General features: G+C 41.3%; 16 protein-coding genes. 11 read left to right on the forward strand and 5 right to left on the reverse strand.

Annotated features, from left to right (window positions below; translation table 11 throughout):
- Positions 1-46: 46 nt before the first annotated feature.
- The 4 genes from VS868_RS04930 to VS868_RS04945 form a co-directional block, all read right to left on the reverse strand.
- Complete coding sequence (locus VS868_RS04930; protein ID WP_266068444.1) at positions 47-1600, reverse strand: SGNH/GDSL hydrolase family protein; 1554 nt, start codon at positions 1598-1600, stop codon at positions 47-49.
- A gap of 15 nt (positions 1601-1615) precedes the next feature.
- Positions 1616-2875, reverse strand: a complete 1260-nt coding sequence (locus VS868_RS04935) for an outer membrane protein transport protein (protein ID WP_345599384.1) — start codon at positions 2873-2875, stop codon at positions 1616-1618.
- A 105-nt stretch (positions 2876-2980) separates the two neighbouring features.
- Positions 2981-3748: an alpha/beta fold hydrolase gene (locus VS868_RS04940; RefSeq protein ID WP_266068441.1), complete on the reverse strand. Its 768-nt coding sequence runs from the start codon at positions 3746-3748 to the stop codon at positions 2981-2983.
- Entirely contained in the window at positions 3748-4464 is a 717-nt protein-coding gene (locus tag VS868_RS04945) for a pyridoxine 5'-phosphate synthase (RefSeq protein WP_345599385.1), read from the reverse strand. The genes VS868_RS04940 and VS868_RS04945 overlap by 1 nt, the downstream gene beginning before the upstream one ends.
- A gap of 88 nt (positions 4465-4552) precedes the next feature.
- On the opposite strand from VS868_RS04945, the gene VS868_RS04950 reads away from it, so the two are divergent.
- The 9 genes from VS868_RS04950 to VS868_RS04990 all read left to right on the forward strand — a co-directional run bounded on the left by VS868_RS04950 (position 4553) and on the right by VS868_RS04990 (position 13517).
- The gene (locus VS868_RS04950) at positions 4553-5209 is read left to right on the forward strand and encodes a CBS domain-containing protein (protein ID WP_266068439.1); all 657 of its coding nucleotides are present in this window, start codon (positions 4553-4555) and stop codon (positions 5207-5209) included.
- Positions 5210-5211: 2 nt separating this feature from the next.
- Positions 5212-6096, forward strand: a complete 885-nt coding sequence (locus VS868_RS04955; protein ID WP_266068438.1) for an NAD kinase — start codon at positions 5212-5214, stop codon at positions 6094-6096.
- Between the two features lie 103 nt (positions 6097-6199).
- Positions 6200-6916, forward strand: a complete 717-nt coding sequence (locus tag VS868_RS04960; RefSeq protein WP_345599386.1) for a DUF6089 family protein — start codon at positions 6200-6202, stop codon at positions 6914-6916.
- Position 6917: 1 nt separating this feature from the next.
- Positions 6918-7658: an isoprenyl transferase gene (locus VS868_RS04965; RefSeq protein ID WP_266068436.1), complete on the forward strand. Its 741-nt coding sequence runs from the start codon at positions 6918-6920 to the stop codon at positions 7656-7658.
- Complete coding sequence (bamA, locus tag VS868_RS04970; protein WP_345599819.1) at positions 7582-10284, forward strand: outer membrane protein assembly factor BamA; 2703 nt, start codon at positions 7582-7584, stop codon at positions 10282-10284. Before VS868_RS04965 ends, bamA begins: the two co-directional genes overlap by 77 nt.
- Before the next feature lie 33 nt (positions 10285-10317).
- Positions 10318-11121, forward strand: coding sequence for an OmpH family outer membrane protein (locus tag VS868_RS04975; protein ID WP_345599387.1), 804 nt, complete (start codon positions 10318-10320; stop codon positions 11119-11121).
- 54 nt (positions 11122-11175) lie between these two features.
- Positions 11176-11685, forward strand: a complete 510-nt coding sequence (locus tag VS868_RS04980) for an OmpH family outer membrane protein (protein WP_265164746.1) — start codon at positions 11176-11178, stop codon at positions 11683-11685.
- A 63-nt stretch (positions 11686-11748) separates the two neighbouring features.
- Positions 11749-12537: a glutamate racemase gene (murI, locus tag VS868_RS04985; protein WP_345599388.1), complete on the forward strand. Its 789-nt coding sequence runs from the start codon at positions 11749-11751 to the stop codon at positions 12535-12537.
- Between the two features lie 71 nt (positions 12538-12608).
- The gene (locus VS868_RS04990; protein WP_345599389.1) at positions 12609-13517 is read left to right on the forward strand and encodes a NifU family protein; all 909 of its coding nucleotides are present in this window, start codon (positions 12609-12611) and stop codon (positions 13515-13517) included.
- A 75-nt stretch (positions 13518-13592) separates the two neighbouring features.
- Here VS868_RS04990 and VS868_RS04995 read toward each other — a convergent pair whose 3' ends face one another.
- Positions 13593-15887 carry an inorganic phosphate transporter gene (locus VS868_RS04995; RefSeq protein ID WP_345599390.1) on the reverse strand — a complete coding sequence of 765 codons (2295 nt, stop codon included), beginning with the start codon at positions 15885-15887 and terminating at the stop codon, positions 13593-13595.
- A 180-nt stretch (positions 15888-16067) separates the two neighbouring features.
- On the opposite strand from VS868_RS04995, the gene VS868_RS05000 reads away from it, so the two are divergent.
- Entirely contained in the window at positions 16068-16271 is a 204-nt protein-coding gene (locus tag VS868_RS05000) for a dodecin family protein (RefSeq protein ID WP_266068431.1), read from the forward strand.
- Between the two features lie 255 nt (positions 16272-16526).
- Positions 16527-17375 carry a mechanosensitive ion channel domain-containing protein gene (locus VS868_RS05005; protein WP_345599391.1) on the forward strand — a complete coding sequence of 283 codons (849 nt, stop codon included), beginning with the start codon at positions 16527-16529 and terminating at the stop codon, positions 17373-17375.
- Positions 17376-17426: the final 51 nt, after the last annotated feature.

Below are 17426 nucleotides of genomic sequence, written 5' to 3' on the forward strand. Positions count from 1 at the left end.
CCGGGACCAGCCCGACGTTTTAATACATTTTTAAAGAAGGTGGGAATTAATTACCCACATCATTACTCGGAGTTACGGTTCCGTAGTTTCCAATATTCACGGTGGGAACTTCAGAATTATAGGTTTTGTTGATCTCTTCAATAATTTTGTTGGCTACTAAAGCGTATCCACGGGGCGTAAGGTGGATCCCATCAAGAGAGAAAGCACCACCACTACCAAAGGTTGATGTCACAGTGCCTTCATCAAAAGAAATTCCCGTAGTTGCTACCTTGTTAAGCAAAGCGGCAGCATCTACATGAGCCAACCCATTTGCCTGGGCAAGAGCTAGAATAGTTTCGTTATACTTAGCTGTGGCATTTCTAATGTTCTGGATTTCCTGAATATCAAGAGCATCTTTATCATCAATACCATTTACAGCCTCCAAAACCAACTGAGCCTGCTCTGGTGTTGGCTGACCTCCCTGCTGAAGTATACCTAAAACCTGCATCACTTCTGGACCTACCGCTGCAGAACCATATCCCTGAGTTGGAATGGCAGTACGATCTATAGTGAAAAGCAACAATTCTTCTTCAGTCATTTGTCTAAACCCAAGAGGATTAGTCTGAGTTTCGGGAACATCAATAACGAATCTATTTGGCCCCTCACTAAAAGTAAGTGCATATTGAGAAGCGATTTGCGCTGCCTGCTCCTGCGGCACTTGCTGTTGCATTAGAACCTGGGTGAAAATCCCGGCCACAGCCTGGAAAAACCCGGTAAGATTGGCAGCCTGTTCAGCACTAAGCACTAAAGCATTATTAGGAATAGTGGTAAAAAACGGCACATCGGTTACATCGGGGATATTGATTAAAACCCCTTCTTCTGCTCCAGATTGAACTAATCCATTTACAAGTTGCGTATATGCCCCGGTGAACATCGCCGGGTCTGTTATACTCGCTTCATTTAAACCCCCTGTGGTTGCGTATCCTAACACATCATTATTCCCAATCCATAAGCTGAAGAAAGTAGGCTGTTGAGCCACAGCATCTTCAAGAACAGAAGCTTCAGGAGAAGAAGCAAAACGCACAAAGTATGGATTTGCAGTTGCAGGATCGGCCATTAGCCCGGCAGGATTCCCATACCCAGGTGCCAATAAATGGTAACTTCTGGCTCCGGGAACTCCCATATTATTGAAAGGCCCTGTTAATTTGTTTAAAACATTCGTGGTAGGCGCCATTCCGGTATAAACTTTAGGGGTTTGTACAGGCTCCCCCTCTTCATTAAAAAGAGTCTCAAGCACAAGCCTGTTACTGGTAATTTGCTGGTCTCCTGCCAGTAAACCACCTGCATTATCGGCCATGTAAGGAATTCTGAATTCCTGGGTTTCCTGCACTTTAGCGAACTGCTGTGCCAGGATGTTTGGATAAGAATTCTGCTGCCCGGTGATATAGAGTGCGTTATCTGCATATCCGGCAGTTAGCGAGTTTCCTAAAGCCACGTAGTTGGAGAAATCGGCTTCTCCATTACTATACGCATCCTGCTCGTCTACGGGATTATCAAATTCAGGTTCACATGCAACCATTCCCAGCGCCAGGATTCCGATGTATTTTATATAATTTCTCATATTCTAATTCTTTTATTACATTTTATAAGTTACTCCAATCCCTGGAATAAAGGCTACAGATTTATAAGTACCTCCAAATGGGACACCCTCATAATCGGGGAAATCTTGTGGGTTTGGATTATAGACCGCATCAACTTCATCAAATCTTATATAAGCGAAAGATGCATCTATAGCCAGTCTTGAAGTAACATCAAGTGAAAGACCTGCTGTAAAACCCATGGAATCATTACGGGGAGTTTCGGGAGCAAAATAACCTTCCTGAACTGGAGATTCATCAAAGTAATAACCTGCACGCAGGGTCAACTTATCTGTAGCTTCGTACTGCGCTCCAAATCTCCATGTGTTTGAATCTTCATAAGCACGTGGATTCTCTGATACCCCAAGGGCAGGATTTGCAAATTCGATATCCAGAGCTTCATAAACACTCCAGAAAGTCCTGTTATAATCGAAAGCAAGTAACCATTTTTCGTTAAGTTGATAAGACAGCCCTACTGTAAGCTCTGCTGGCAATGGCAACTGCGCATCAAAAGTAGTATCGCTAAAAGGTGCTAAAGGAGTATTGGGAATATTTTCAAAATCGGCATCCCCGTCTTCAGCATTCATAATGATTTCTGAACGGTAATTGATTCCTATTCTGAAATCTTCGGTTGCTGTGAAAAGAGCACTGGCAGACCATCCCCATTCGTTAACTCCTGAAGCATCAATGGTTACATTTGACCTGTTACCATCAATATCGGTAAGAGTTCTACTCAGGTTTCGGTTAAAGTTCACTGAACCGGTAACAAAGATTGGACCTCCCCCAACACTTAAGAAATCGGCAACTTTATAAGAAATAAGCGGCTGGATGTAAATTGCCTGCAGCTCAATATTGTTCACCAGGTGAGAACCTGCCCAGTCATCTTCCCATTTCACGGTACTTCCATAAGGAGTGTATACACTTAGGCCCACCGCAAGATTTTCATTCAGTTTATAAGAAGCATTGAAGTAAAACGGTGTTCCGGCAGGGTTATCGGTACGCGCACTCTCTCCTGTGTCTTCGTTTTGCCATGCAACTTCAGAAAAAACCGCACTCACCCCTGCAGAAACAGTTAGTCGGTTTTCAAGATAAACCAGTCCCGCAGGGTTAAAGAATCCCAACTCGGCACTGTTAACAACGGCAACTCCCGTGTGTCCCATGGCCAGCGCTCGCTGCCCCTGCACCCCAACACGGTAACCTCCGGCATAAGTTATAGCACCTGCAAGCGCAAATACCATTGACAATAATACTTTTCTCATAATAATGTGTGTAGATTAATAAAGGATCAATGCTCAAAAATAGCATAAATTGCATATAAGGCAAGAAAAACCTCAATTTATTACGCGTGCATAATAAATTAGCTTCTAAATTGAGAGAAATTTCATGACCTGCTCATAAAATTCTTTCTTATTCTCAGCGTGCACCCAGTGTCCTGCGCGTGAAATTACCGAGAGCGTAGCATTGGGAAAATGCTTTTTTATGAGCCCCTCGTCTTCTGAAGTAATATAATTTGATCTCTCCCCTTTAATAAACAGGGTGGGTTTTGTAAAAGTATAATCGTTGGGCAGGCTTTGCCCCAGCTCTTCAATTTCTTTTGTAAGCACCTCCAGATTAAGCCTTAAGCCAAGTCTTTCTTTTTGCTTCCAGTACAGGTTTTTCAGCAAAAACATTCTTACGGCCTTTTCAGGCACGTGTTTGGCAAGCACCTCATCTGCATCTCCCCGTGAGTTGAGTGTGGCATCGTCTACAGCTTTTAACCCCTCCAGGATTTGCTGATGGTGAGGCGCATAATATTTTGGCGCTATGTCTACCACCACCAACTTATCAATGAGGTGCGGAAAAAGCGCCGCAGCTGTCATGGCCGATTTCCCCCCCATAGAATGTCCTATTAAAATGACATTTTTGAGGCTGTAGTTTTCAATGTATTCTTTGACGTCTTTAGCCAGTTCGGTATAATTAAAAACCTCACTGTGGGGGCTACGACCGTGGTTTCTTTGATCAATGAGATGAACCTGGAAACCTGCCTCCGAAAATTCATTCCCAAGGGTCTTCCAGTTATCGCTCATGCCCAAAAATCCGTGAAGGATCAATATGGGTTGCCCCTCTCCCAGAATTGTAGAATGTAGTTTCATTAGCTTCTTAACAAACTTAAATATTGATTAATAACATACTCCATTCCCTGGTACAGAGATTCGGCTATCAAAGCGTGACCTATAGACACCTCCAGCAGCCCCGGAACATTCTTCTGAAAGTATTCAACATTACTCAGAGAAAGATCATGCCCTGCATTTATCCCCAGGCCGAGATCTATGGCCGTTTCGGCACACAATTTATAAGGCTTTACCCCGTCTTTATTGCCTTTAGCGAACTGCCTTGCATATTCTTCAGTGTAAAGTTCAATGCGATCGGTACCGGTTTCTACAGCGCCTTTCACCATCTCTGGGTCGGGGTCTACAAAAATGGACGTGCGAATGCCGTTACTTTTAAGTTCTGAAATGATCTCCTTTAAATATTCGCGATGTTTTATGGTATCCCAGCCGGCATTTGAAGTTATGGCTTCTTCGGCATCTGGAACAAGGGTAACCTGCTCGGGCTTCACTTTTAGCACAAGATCCATAAACTTCTGAACGGGATTTCCTTCGATATTAAATTCCGTAGAAACCACCGGCTTAAGATCAAACACGTCCTGGTATCTTATATGGCGCTCATCGGGCCGTGGATGTACGGTGATTCCCTGTCCTCCAAACCGCTGGACATCTTTTGCCACCTGTACAAGGTTAGGAACATCTCCTCCCCGACTGTTTCGAAGAGTTGCAATCTTATTTATATTAACGCTTAATTTTGTCATTTTTGGCACCTGTTTTCAACAAAAATACAAAGTTGAATAAGCAAAGAAATACTTTATTTTGATTAATTTGCAGAAAAAGCCCCGGGTAATGAACATTCAGCCATATATTCTTAATGAAATTAAAATTCCGCAGTTTCACACCCCAATATCTGAGGTGCTGAAAATTTTTGATGTATCCGCCTACTCTCATTTACCCGTATTGCAGGGAGATATCTATATGGGCAGCATTCCCGTAGCCGACGCCAGGATCTTTGAACCACAGCAACCAGTTGAAGAAGTTCAATATGCCCTGGAAGGATTTTTTGTTAGAGATACAGACAACTGGATAGATGTGTTGCACAATTTTTCAAAAAATGACGCCAACTTAATGCCTGTTTTAGATGAGAACAACCAGTTTTTAGGATATCTCGAACTTCAGGACATCATGAATTTATTCACAGAATCTCCTTTTCTGAACAATCCCGGCAGCATTATAGTGGTTGAAAAAGGTATTAAAGACTACTCCTTTAGTGAAATATGTCAAATTGTAGAATCAAATGGTACCCATGTGTTAGGAGCATTTGTTTCGGGCACAGAAAATGACCGTACTCAAATTACGCTTAAAACCGGAAGCGTTCCTTTAAATGCCATTTTTCAAACCTTTAGAAGATATGGCTATGAGGTAATTTCTCAACATCCCGAAGATTCTTTTTCTTCTAACCTGCAGGACCGTTCGCGTTATCTGGATAAATATCTAAATATCTAGAGATGAAGGCTGCAATATATGGACAATTTTATCACGCTAATTCGGGCATTTACATTGAAGAACTTCTCAATGTACTTGATTCTGAAAATATTGAAGTTGCAATAGAAGAAAACTTCCTGAGGCTTATTGATGAAAACAATGAGATAAAGAAGAATTTTCAGCATTTTAAAACCTTTAAAGCGCTGGATAATTCGTACGATATTTTTATAAGTGTGGGTGGAGACGGCACGATACTTCAATCTATCAATTTTGTACGGGATCTTGATATTCCCATTATGGGCATTAACACCGGAAGGCTTGGATTCCTGGCTACTGTTCACAAAGAAGAAATTCGTACAACCATCTCCAGACTAATTAAAGAGGAATATAAAATTTCGCAACGCTCCCTGCTTTGCATCATCACCGATCCTGAAGTGGAAGAACTGCGGGGGAATAATTTTGCGCTCAACGAAATAGCCGTTAGCCGGAAGAACAGTACATCTATGATCACGATAGATACCTGGCTTGATGATGAACCCCTTACTGCCTACTGGGCCGACGGATTGATAGTTTCTACTCCTACCGGCTCTACCGGCTACTCCCTGAGTTGTGGCGGCCCGGTGATTACCCCAGCCACAAAAGCGCTGGTGATCACCCCTATTGCCCCACATAACCTAAATGCCCGCCCCCTGGTGATAAAAGACAATACCAGGATAACCCTGAGAGTTTCGGGACGGGCCGATGATTACCTGGTCTCAATGGATTCAAGATTAGCCACCTTAAAAAACAACACTACAGTTACCATAAAAAAAGCCCCCTTTAAGATCAAGATAGTCGAATTTACCAGTGACACCTTCTTAAAAACCCTTCGAAAAAAACTACTTTGGGGAGAAGATAAGCGTAATTAAAAACAATAAAACCTACTTTAAACTGTTATTGCTAAGGCACAAACCCATACCTGTTATTTGTGGGGCAAACAATATTGTTATATTTGCAGACTTTTGAAGACCTATGAGGTATCTTATTGTAATGGTTTTGATTGGGCTTTTCGGCATCCAAACATATTCCCAAAATTTTGAAGTGGGCCCTTTTATAGGAGGCGCAAATTATATTGGGGACGTGGGTAATACTACCTATATCAATCCTAATGCCCCGGTTTTTGGAGGGCTTGTAAAATGGAACCGCAGCGACCGGCACTCTTTTAGGTTTTCTTTACTTTATGCCCAGCTCGAAGCCGATGACGCCCTGTCTAATGAAGGCCGCCGAAATGACAGAGGCTATTCTTTTTTCAATAATATTGCCGAAGCCTCGTTGGGAATTGAATTTACTTTCTGGAATTGGGACCTGCATTCTAATACATACCAATCAACTCCTTATCTTTACACCGGCATTAGCTACTATTTTGCCAAACATTTTATGCTAAAGAACGAAGCATATACAAACCCGGCACTAAATGAGCTGCAGGAAGCAGGAAATAACTGGGAGTTCTCCCTGCCTATTGTGATGGGGTACAAACAAACGCTTACCAATTTTCTTTCTGCGGGAATAGAAATAGGCGCCCGCTACACATTCACCGATAACCTGGACGGCAGCCAACCATCTGAAGTAGAAAGCGATTATCGGCTGTACGATTTTGGAAACCGAAACACCACCGACTGGTATGTGTTTACGGGCATCTACTTCACATTTAATTTCGGAAGAGGGTCGGGTTGCTTCAACAAATATTAATATGAACTTTAAAGAAAATATTGATCCTTCAAAATTACCCCAACACATTGCCATTATTATGGATGGCAACGGCAGGTGGGCAAAAAAGCAGGGGTTAATGCGTGTTAAGGGTCATGAAAAAGGTACCAAGGCCGTTAGGGAAGTAGTGGAAGGCTGTGCCGAAATTGGCGTAAAAAACCTCACCCTGTATGCTTTTTCTACTGAAAACTGGAACAGGCCAAAAATTGAAGTAGATACGCTTATGAAGCTGCTGGTCTCCTCTCTTAAGAAAGAGATTAAGACACTTCAGGACAACGACATCTCCCTCAACGCCATAGGCTGCCTTGACAATTTACCCACTAAAGCCCATAGAGAGCTACAGGAGGTCATTGAAAAAACATCAGGTAACAAGAAAATGATCCTCACGCTGGCCCTTAGTTATGGTTCGCGGGAAGAGCTTACCTCTATGGTGAAAGAAATTTCCGAAAAAGTATCTGCAGGCGAGATTTTCTCTAAAGATATTGATGAATCGGTTATAAATAAGCATCTTTACACCCGCAACCTTCCAGATGTTGATCTGGTAATAAGAACAAGCGGAGAACAACGCATAAGCAATTTCCTTTTGTGGCAAATCGCTTATGCCGAATTATATTTTTCAGAAATACTTTGGCCAGATTACAGGAGAGATGACCTGTTTGAAGCCATTTATAATTATCAAAATAGAGAACGAAGATTTGGAAAAACAAGTGAGCAACTTAGTTAGTGCCTTAAAAACAAAATCTACATTAGCACTTTTGGCCCTTGGCCTCTTATTTAATTTTACTTCAGCAGCACAGGATCTGCCACTTGCAAACGGCCAGGAGTACACAATAGGTGAGATAGAAGTTACAGGGAATGTATCCTTTAACGAACAGACCATTATTGCATATACCGGACTCAAAAAAGGTGAAAAGATATTTATTCCCGGAGACCGTATTAGTAAAGTCCTTAAAAAATTATGGGATGTTGGATCCTTCAGCGATGTTAATATCTATGTGACCAATATTGACGGCAACGTTGCCGACCTTGAACTGGAAATCCAGGAAGTACCTGCCCTTGCCAATGTGAGGATTCAGGGTATTAAGAAAAAGAAACAGGAAGAGTTTATAAAAGAAAATAAGCTTAATAAAGGCACCAAGGTTACAGAAAACCTTTTGACCACCACCAAGAACTACATTCAAAACACTTTTAAAGAGGAAGGATTCCTCAATACAAAAGTAGTTATGAACACAGTTCCCGTAGAAGACACACTTAACCGCAATACCGTAAACCTGGTTGTTAATGTTGACAAGGGAGAAAGAGTAAAAATTGAAGACATAGAAATTTCCGGAAATGAAGCTTTTTCTGATGCCCGCCTTAAACGCGCTATGAAGAAAACCAAGGAGCAAAAATTCCTTAGGTTCTGGAAACGCTCAAAATTTATTCCGGAAGAATATGAAGCCGACAAGCAGAAAATATTGAGCATCTATAAAGAAAGAGGTTACCGCGATGCGCGAATTGTTTCTGATAGTTTAATTCACGTAGATGAGAACGACGTTACACTAAACATTAACCTTGAAGAAGGAAACCGTTACTACTTTGGTGATATTGAATTTGTTGGGAATTCAGTTTACAGTGATCAGGAATTGCGAAGAAGGCTTGGAATAAGCAAGGGAGATGTATACAACGGTGTTCTTCTTGAAAAGCAGATTGCCGATAACACAAAACCTGACGCAAACGACCTTACCAACCTGTATCAAAATAACGGGTACCTGTTCTCAAATATTAACCCGGTAGAAGTTAGAGTTTACAACGACACTATAGATTTTGAGATAAGAATTAGAGAAAGTAAAGTCGCCTACTTTGATGAAATTACCGTAATTGGAAATGATAAGACAAAAGATCACGTAATCTATAGAGAGATGCGAACCAAACCCGGCTACAAGTACAGCAAAGAAGCTGTTGTAAGAACAGTGCGGGAACTTGGACAGCTAGGATTCTTTGATGCTGAAAATCTTACCCCCGATTTTAAAGAGGTAGACCAGAACAGCGGAACTGTAGACCTTGAGTATTCTGTTGTGGAAGCAGGAGCCAGCCAGATAGAACTACAGGGAGGATATGGTGGCGGAGGCTTTGTAGGAACCCTTGGGCTCTCTTTCAACAACTTTTCCCTAAGCGGACTTTTTGATAAAGATGCCTACAAACCATTACCTATGGGAGATGGACAAACACTTTCTCTACGTGCACAGGCCAGTACATATTATCAAACCTACAGCCTTTCTTTCTCTGAACCATGGTGGGGCGGAAAGAAACCCGTAAGGCTTTCTACTTCCCTGCAGCACACTGAACAGTATTTTTACGACTACAGAAACCGTGAAGCCGATAAAGACAGAAAGTTCTCTATTTCAGGGATCACTTTAGGTCTTGCAAGAAGGCTAACTGTACCCGATGACTTTTTTGTTCTTTCTACTGCAGTTGCTTTTCAACACTACAACCTGAGCAACTACAACACAGGGCTCTTTACTTTTGGAGATGGTTATTCCAATAACTTCTCCCTCACCCTTGGCCTTACAAGAGACAACACCTTCAGCAACCCTATTTTCCCTATGGGAGGCTCAAAATTTGAAATTATAGCCAAGCTTACTCCTCCTTATTCTTTGTTTAACGACATTGATTATGCAAATCTTGGAGATCAAAAAGAATATCAGCTTCAAAATGAAAACGGAGTCCTTATAAACAGACAGGGAAGACCACTAAGAGACGGGGAAGATCCTGTACCAGATCAGGGAAAAATTGACCAGGAGAAATATAAATGGTTAGAATTTTACAAGATCAAATTCAACGGTACATGGTATACCAACATCTATGAAAAATTAGTTTTAAGAACCCACGCCGAATACGGTTTCCTTGGAGCTTACAATAATGACCGTGGTATTCCACCTTTTGAAAGGTTCTACCTTGGTGGAGATGGAATGGGCACCTATAGTATGGATGGCCGTGAAGCCATTGCACTTAGAGGATATCCTAACCAGTCTCTCATCCCGGTTGACCGCGGCGTAATGAGCAGCGCTACAGATAATGACGGGGCAACTATTTACAACAAATATTCCCTTGAATTAAGATACCCAATTACATTAAAACCAACAGCGTCCATTTATGGGCTTACCTTCCTGGAAGCCGGAGCATCTTTTGATGATTTCAAAGATTACAACCCTTTCCAGATCAATCGTTCGGCAGGTGCAGGGATCAGGATATTCATGCCGGCCTTCGGATTGTTAGGAATAGACTTTGGATATGGCTTTGACCCACTTCCGGGAGAGACCCAGGCTAACGGTTGGGAGACCCACTTTATAATTGGACAGCAGTTTTAATTTGGCACGGTATTTTCTATATACCCCTTGATTATGAAAAAATCCATTCTTATAACACTAACTTTTTTACTCGTTTCGGGTTTTGTTGTGCAGGCACAGCAAACAGTGAGAATTGGTTATGTAGATATGGAATACATCCTTCAAAACGTTCCCGAATACCAGGAAGCCTCTGCCCAACTTGAAAAGAAAGTACAGCAGTGGAAGACCGAGATCGAGACCGAGTTGCAAAGGGTTGACAAGATGAAACAGGATCTCGCTAATGAAAGGCCACTTTTGACCAATGAGTTGATCAAAGACCGTGAAGACGAGATAAAGTTTGAAGAGAAAAAAATTCTGGATTATCAACAAAAGAGATTTGGCCCCAATGGAGATTTTATTACTCAAAAACTCCAACTGGTAAAGCCGGTACAGGACCAGGTTTTTGTAGCAGTACAGGAAATTGCCAAGAACCGGAATTATGATCTTATCTTTGATAAATCGGCAGATGTAGTTACTCTTTTTGCTGCAGACCGGCTTGATGTGAGTGACCAGGTATTAAGAAGTATTACCAGGGCCTCTAACAGGAAAGAACTGGAAACACGACAGGAGAAAAGAGAACTGATAAGACAGGAGGCAAAGACTGTTGAAGAAGACGCAGTACTTTCAGAAAGAGAGCAATTGCAACAGGAGAGAAAGCAGGAAAGAGAAGCCCTTCTTGAAAAGAGACGACAAGAAAGAGATTCTATTCGCAATGCCAAAAAGGAAGAAGCCGAAAGACGCAGGGAGACCATTCTCAAAGAACGTCAAAGGAAAAAAGATTCTATAGCAAAAGCGAGAGAAGAAATCAGGAACAACTAGTAAGCCAATAATAGTACAACAAATAATTCAACAATTAAATAATCAATTTTAAACATGAAACAATTCAAGACCCTTCTAATAGCTGTAGCTTTAATCTTTGGAGCAACTTCTTTTGCAAACGCACAATCAAAAGTGGCGCATATCGCTTCACAAGAATTGATTGAACAGATGCCAGGTTATAAAGCTGCAATGAACCAATTGGAAAAACTTCAGAAAACTTACGATACTCAAATTAAAGAGATGGTTACTGAAGCCCAAGGCACAATGAAAAGATATGAATCTGAAGCTCAAACAAAGACAGATGAAGAAAACCAAAAAAGAGCTTTAGAACTTCAACAAACACAAAGATCTATTGGTGAGTACCGTCAAACTGCCGAGCAGGATCTTCGTCAAAAAGAAGTAGAGCTTCTTAAGCCTGTATTTGAAAAAGCACGTACTACAATTCAAAAAGTAGCCCGCGCTAAAGGATATGATTATGTATTAGACTCTACTACCGGAACAGGTCTTCTTATGGCTGATGGTTATGATCTAATGCCTGATGTTAAGAAAGAACTTGGGATTTAATTTCCGCCAAAATATTTTCTAAAAACTGCGCATCATTGATGCGCAGTTTTTATTTTTACAGGAATGAGCAAAGACAAACCAATAGGTATATTTGATTCGGGTGTGGGCGGCACCTCCATCTGGAAAGAGATCCATCACCTGCTCCCCCTGGAACACACCATTTATTTAGCCGACAGTTTTAATGCTCCTTACGGAGAAAAATCTTCTGAAGAAATTGTAAGGCTAAGCATTAAGAATACCGAAAAGCTGCTCGAAATGGGAGCGAAAATAATTGTAGTGGCCTGTAACACGGCTACCACAAATGCCATCACCCATTTAAGAACATCATATAACATTCCGTTCATTGGGATTGAACCCGCAATAAAGCCAGCTGCCTTGCAAACCCGCGCCAAGTGCATTGGTATCCTCGCCACAAAAGGCACCCTCTCCAGCAACCTTTTTGCCAGGGCATCAGATCTTTATTCAAAAGACAACAAGATTGTTGAAGTGGTGGGAAAAGGCCTGGTAGAAAAAATAGAACAGGGACAAAAAGATGCCCGTGTGGTTCATGATATGCTTACAGAGCTCCTCGAACCCATGATACAAGCCGGCATAGATTATTTGGTGCTGGGCTGTAGCCATTACCCTTATTTAATTCCCACCCTCAAAAAAATACTCCCTCCGCACGTGCAGATCATAGATTCGGGGATGGCCGTTGCCAAACAAACCCGGGTTGTTCTTCAAAGCCTTGATCTGCTCACTAGCGAACAACAGCAAATTCCGGAATTTTTCACCAATGGAGACCCTAAAATTCTAGCTGAAATTATTCCCGCGCCTTTAAATTCTTTCAAAGTCAATTACCTTGATTTTTAAAAGCACATTGAATCGTTCTAAATAAGCGATGTAAAACGGGCAGAAAATTGTAATTTTGCAAAAATTTCGACATGAAAAACATCACCATAGATATTCAGCCTACCACCAGGCCAACAATAGTCAAGTTTGAGGCAAATGTATTTTTGACCAAACATGAGAGCTTTGAATTCAATAATATTGAAGAGGCCGGGCGCTCTCCTTTAGCCCAGCAGCTATTCCATCTTCCTTTCGTAAAAAAGGTATACATAGCTCAAAATTTTGTAGCTATTGAAAAGTACAACATTGTACACTGGAAAGATGTGCAACAGGAAATCTCTGAACAAATTGAAACCTACCTCAACAATGGCGGGACTGCAGTAACCCCTCCACAAGAGGAAATTAAAAAAGTACCCGTCACTATATACGCCGAAAGCACTCCTAACCCTACGGTTATGAAGTTTGTTTCAAATAAGAAACTGGTGCTTCAGAGTGTGGAGTTCAAAAACATAGACGAGGCCAAAAATGCTCCTTTAGCAAAGGCTTTATTCCACTTTCCTTTCGTTAAAGAAGTTTTTATTGATGAGAACTACCTCTCCATCATGAAATATGATATTGCTGAATGGGAAGAGATCACACAGGAACTCAGGGAATACATGAGAGAGTACCTGGAACAGGGCAAGGAAGTATTGATCGAAGACAGCGAACAACCTTCTGCAGTTAAATCTGAAGGAAAAGCCCCTATAAGAAAGGTTGAACTCGATGATACTTCAAAAGAAATTGTTGCTATTCTGGATGAGTACATCAAGCCGGCGGTAGCCAGTGACGGCGGCAATATTTTATTTGATAGTTACGACGAACAGCAGAAACTTGTAAAAGTGATCCTTCAGGGAGCCTGTAGCGGTTGCCCCTCTTCTACAATGACACTTAAGAACGGTATTGAGACAATGCTCAAAGACATGCTACAGGGCAGGGTAGATCGTGTGGAAGCCATTAATGGATAATTAGAAAATATCAGGAAGCACAACTTCCTACATTATATATCAACAGGACTAAAGGACACTCAAAAATGGTGTTTTTTAGTCCTGTTCTTTTTGTGGCAGACCGGTGGAGAACATGGTCGCTTCCACAGCAATATTGAATTCGCGGTAAAGCTCCAGCAAGTTCATTGTTGAAGTAATGAGGTCACGTGTTTCAAGCAATAATCCGAAGTAAAGTTCAGAATTTCTCGGGCTGCTTTCGGTAGTCCTTATCCTTTTGATCTGTTTCTCGATAAGTTCTCCAACATCGCTAAGCAAAGCCTGTTTACCTGCCAGCACCACATCAATACGCGCAAAATCACGATGTGCAAAAATGTCTTCAATCTCGTCAAATAAAGCCTGCATCTTGTCGTCTACCCTTTTGAGATCGCGAATTTGATTAAACTTGAGATTCTTGTGGTTATTATTTACATGGTTGTAACTGTTCCTGGTGATGTAGCCAATAGACTGCACGATATCCTGCAGATAATCTAGAATAAGGATATAAAAGCGGTTTGAATCAAGAGAAGTTTCCTCAATACTTTTGATAAAATAGAAAACATTCCGTTTGAGTTCGTCAATTTCGGATTCCAGTTTCTTAATAGACTTTTTATTCTTTTTAAGCTTGCTCTTATCGTAGTAACCAAGGTTCTTGACCGTCTTTGAGAACATTTGATTTACACCACACACAATACTGGAAATGTTTTTAGAGCTCTCTACCACAATATCATTAATGGTGCTGATATCATTTCTTCTGAAAGGTTTTTTCCGCTTTTTCTCCTTCTCCTTTCGGGAGTGAAGCACAAAGCTGCGGGCAATACTGAAGATGGCCAGAATAATAAGAATGGTAATGGCTATAATCCCTCCAAAGTAAATAATAGCGGCAAAAATAGCGGCAGCCGAGAAAGCCACTAATGCGGTTACAAACCAGCCACCAACAACATTCACTACGCCGGCTACGCGATATACAGCACTTTCCCTATCCCAGGCCCGGTCGGCCAGCGAAGTCCCCATAGCTACCATGAAGGTCACATAGGTAGTGGAAAGTGGCAGTTTAAGACTCGTTCCTATGGAGATCAAAATACTCGCAACCACAAGATTTACCGAGGCACGTACCAGGTCAAATGCCGGTGTTTCTTCAGAATCACGTGTAAAGGCACCGGGTTTCTGAAATTTTTCATCAATTTTTTGACTTACGGCTTTTGGGGTTATAGCTCCAATCGCATTGCCGAGTAATACTGAATACCGAACAATTGCGCGGGAAAGAAAATTAGGATCAAATCTTTCGGTCACTTCGCCCTGCCGGGAGAGGTTAACTCCTGTTTCAACAACATTACGGGCTTTGCGGGAAAACCATAGAGTAATAACCATCACACCTCCTGCCCCGAGCAAGAGAAAAGCAGGGGTTGAGACCTCCCCCTGTAAATCACTCATTAAAAACTGCGACGGCAAAGTGCCTGAGGCAGCATACGCGGCCTGCCACAATTCAAAAGACTGCCAGGCTGCAATGGGCACACCTATAAAATTCACCAGATCATTCCCGGCAAAAGCCAGGGCAAGAGAAAAGGTTCCAATAAGGATGATAAACTTTAAAATATGAGTTTTGAACAAACTCATTAAAAGCTGTGATATCAAAGTGAAGATCACCAGCCCTGCTCCCAGAATAACCAGCGTGTTATTGTCAAGATAGTTCAGTAAATCCTGTGAAATAAACGTCACAGATTTTAAACCCTTCAGTAAAATGAAGTAGAGGATAGCAGTAAGCGATACCCCTCCAAAAATGGCACCTGCGTACTTGATTTTTCTTTCGAATTGAAAAGAAAAAATTAAGCGCGAAAAATATTGCACTATAGCCCCTATGAGAAAAGCAATGACCACCGCCATAAGTATGCCCATGATAATCTCGGTCGCTTTAGAGGTATTTATGTAGCTGAAAATCTCGCCGTAATTTCCGGAACTGTTATAGATCTTGATCACTGCCACACTTACTGCAGCACCCAAAAGTTCAAATACTATAGATACAGTAGTGGAGGTAGGTAACCCAAGGGAATTGAAAAAATCGAGCAGTAGCACATCGGTGATCATTACTGCCATAAAAATGATCATGATCTCTTCGAAGTAGAACTGCCCGGGCATGAAGATACCCTTACGCGCTACCTCCATTATTCCGCTTGAAAAAATAGCCCCCACTCCAACGCCCACACTTGCCACGATAAGAATGGTTTTCATGGGAAATGCCCGTGACCCAATAGCCGAACTTAAGAAGTTAATTGCATCGTTACTCACTCCAACAACCAGATCGGTCACTGCAAGGGCAAATAAGGCGACCAGCATTACGATATAAATATCTTCCATTCTAAAAAAAGCAGGTTTAGCTACTGCAAAATAGGGATAATTTAAATAAAGGCCTTATTCGCTTCTGCTTAATACCAAACGTCACAAGGTTTAACAATTCCTTACTAAAAGCTCCATGAAGTTTTTGTATATTAATAATCAGCAGTTTAAAATAAATTATTAACCAAAAAAGAAAAAATTATGGCGGTAATGAAAGTAATTGAAATTATGGCAAACTCTGAAAAGAGTTGGGAAGAAGCTGTAAAAAATGCAGTTAAAACTGCATCAAAATCTGTAAAGAATATAAAATCTGTTTACGTAAAAGAACAAAACGCCAATGTTAAAGGTGATAGTATTACAGACTACCGGGTGATCGTGAAGATCACTTTTGAAGTAGAGGCCTAAGAAAGGTCTGGTTTAATTAGTTAACTGAAGCTGTCTTAAAAGCTAAAAATGTCATTCTGAAGTTATTTCAGAATCTTATACCTCTGATTTTTTTCAGAAGTCATAGAACCTAAATGAATAGGTAGACAAAAAAGGCTTTTAAGGCAGCTTCTTTGTTTAAGATGACCTGGAGCGATTTTCTTTGCAGTATTTTAACATTCCCTATACGCAATAAAATGGCTGATTCTTTCACCTTTGCAGCAAATAGTTTTTTAAATGGAAGAAATTACCAATCTTAAGAGCATATCAAAAGAATACCTTGAAAAATTTATTGCTTTTTTACCCGATTTACTCGGTGCCTTACTCTGGCTCGTTATTGGATGGTGGCTTATAAAAATAGTTATTCGCTACCTAAAAAGAATTTTTCAGAAAAGCAATCACGATCCTGCACTTGTAAAATTCCTGCTCAACCTTGCCAATGGTATACTGCTGGTTCTTTTATTAATAAGTGTGGTAGGTATGCTGGGCATAGAAACCACCTCATTTATTGCCATTTTAGGGGCCGCAGGTTTGGCTATAGGTCTTGCACTGCAGGGATCACTTTCCAATTTCGCAGGCGGAGTTTTGATACTGTTGTTAAAACCCTTCAGATTGGGCGACTGGATTGAAGTCAACGGCATTTCTGGAAGTGTGAAGGATATTTCCATGTTCTACACAAAGCTCAACACCTTTGGCAATCAACTGGCTATTATTCCCAATGGGGAACTTTCCAATGAGAACATTATCAATTATTCGGCCGAAGATAAAAGAAGGGACGCTATTACTATAGGCATCTCCTACGACAGCAACATAAAACTGGCCAAAGATGTTCTCATGGACTTACTTAAAGAACAGGAAGACATTCTTGAAGATCCTGCCCCGGCAGTAGTAGTGACCGAGCTAGCCGACAGTGCTGTAAATCTTTCGGTGAGGTTCTGGGCCAAAAATGACGTTTTTTGGGACCGTCACTGGTATACTATTGAAGAGGCAAAAACACGACTTGAAGCGGCAGGAATCTCCATACCATTCCCACAGCGCGATGTGCATTTTTTCAACCACAGTAAGGAAGAGCAGAGTAGTTTATAGGAGAGACTTGCGGTCCTTAAGTTTATGGTTTGTAGTTTAGAATTTTTTTTC

The sequence above is a fragment of the Salinimicrobium sp. 3283s genome (assembly GCF_039602225.1).
In the GTDB taxonomy this organism is placed as follows: Bacteria; Bacteroidota; Bacteroidia; order Flavobacteriales; family Flavobacteriaceae; genus Salinimicrobium; species Salinimicrobium profundisediminis.

What these genes read in the sequence shown, in the direction of transcription:
- VS868_RS04955 (WP_266068438.1), top strand. Translation starts at nt 5,212, where the DNA reads ATGAAGGCTGCAATATATGGACAATTTTATCACGCTAATTCGGGCATT.
- VS868_RS04980 (WP_265164746.1), top strand. Translation starts at nt 11,176, where the DNA reads ATGAAACAATTCAAGACCCTTCTAATAGCTGTAGCTTTAATCTTTGGA.
- VS868_RS04990 (WP_345599389.1), top strand. Translation starts at nt 12,609, where the DNA reads ATGAAAAACATCACCATAGATATTCAGCCTACCACCAGGCCAACAATA.
- murI (WP_345599388.1), top strand. Translation starts at nt 11,749, where the DNA reads ATGAGCAAAGACAAACCAATAGGTATATTTGATTCGGGTGTGGGCGGC.
- VS868_RS04960 (WP_345599386.1), top strand. Translation starts at nt 6,200, where the DNA reads ATGAGGTATCTTATTGTAATGGTTTTGATTGGGCTTTTCGGCATCCAA.
- VS868_RS04930 (WP_266068444.1), bottom strand. Translation starts at nt 1,600, where the DNA reads ATGAGAAATTATATAAAATACATCGGAATCCTGGCGCTGGGAATGGTT.
- VS868_RS04975 (WP_345599387.1), top strand. Translation starts at nt 10,318, where the DNA reads ATGAAAAAATCCATTCTTATAACACTAACTTTTTTACTCGTTTCGGGT.
- bamA (WP_345599819.1), top strand. Translation starts at nt 7,582, where the DNA reads ATGACCTGTTTGAAGCCATTTATAATTATCAAAATAGAGAACGAAGAT.
- VS868_RS05005 (WP_345599391.1), top strand. Translation starts at nt 16,527, where the DNA reads ATGGAAGAAATTACCAATCTTAAGAGCATATCAAAAGAATACCTTGAA.
- VS868_RS04935 (WP_345599384.1), bottom strand. Translation starts at nt 2,875, where the DNA reads ATGAGAAAAGTATTATTGTCAATGGTATTTGCGCTTGCAGGTGCTATA.
- VS868_RS04965 (WP_266068436.1), top strand. Translation starts at nt 6,918, where the DNA reads ATGAACTTTAAAGAAAATATTGATCCTTCAAAATTACCCCAACACATT.
- VS868_RS04945 (WP_345599385.1), bottom strand. Translation starts at nt 4,464, where the DNA reads ATGACAAAATTAAGCGTTAATATAAATAAGATTGCAACTCTTCGAAAC.
- VS868_RS04950 (WP_266068439.1), top strand. Translation starts at nt 4,553, where the DNA reads ATGAACATTCAGCCATATATTCTTAATGAAATTAAAATTCCGCAGTTT.
- VS868_RS04995 (WP_345599390.1), bottom strand. Translation starts at nt 15,887, where the DNA reads ATGGAAGATATTTATATCGTAATGCTGGTCGCCTTATTTGCCCTTGCA.
- VS868_RS05000 (WP_266068431.1), top strand. Translation starts at nt 16,068, where the DNA reads ATGGCGGTAATGAAAGTAATTGAAATTATGGCAAACTCTGAAAAGAGT.
- VS868_RS04940 (WP_266068441.1), bottom strand. Translation starts at nt 3,748, where the DNA reads ATGAAACTACATTCTACAATTCTGGGAGAGGGGCAACCCATATTGATC.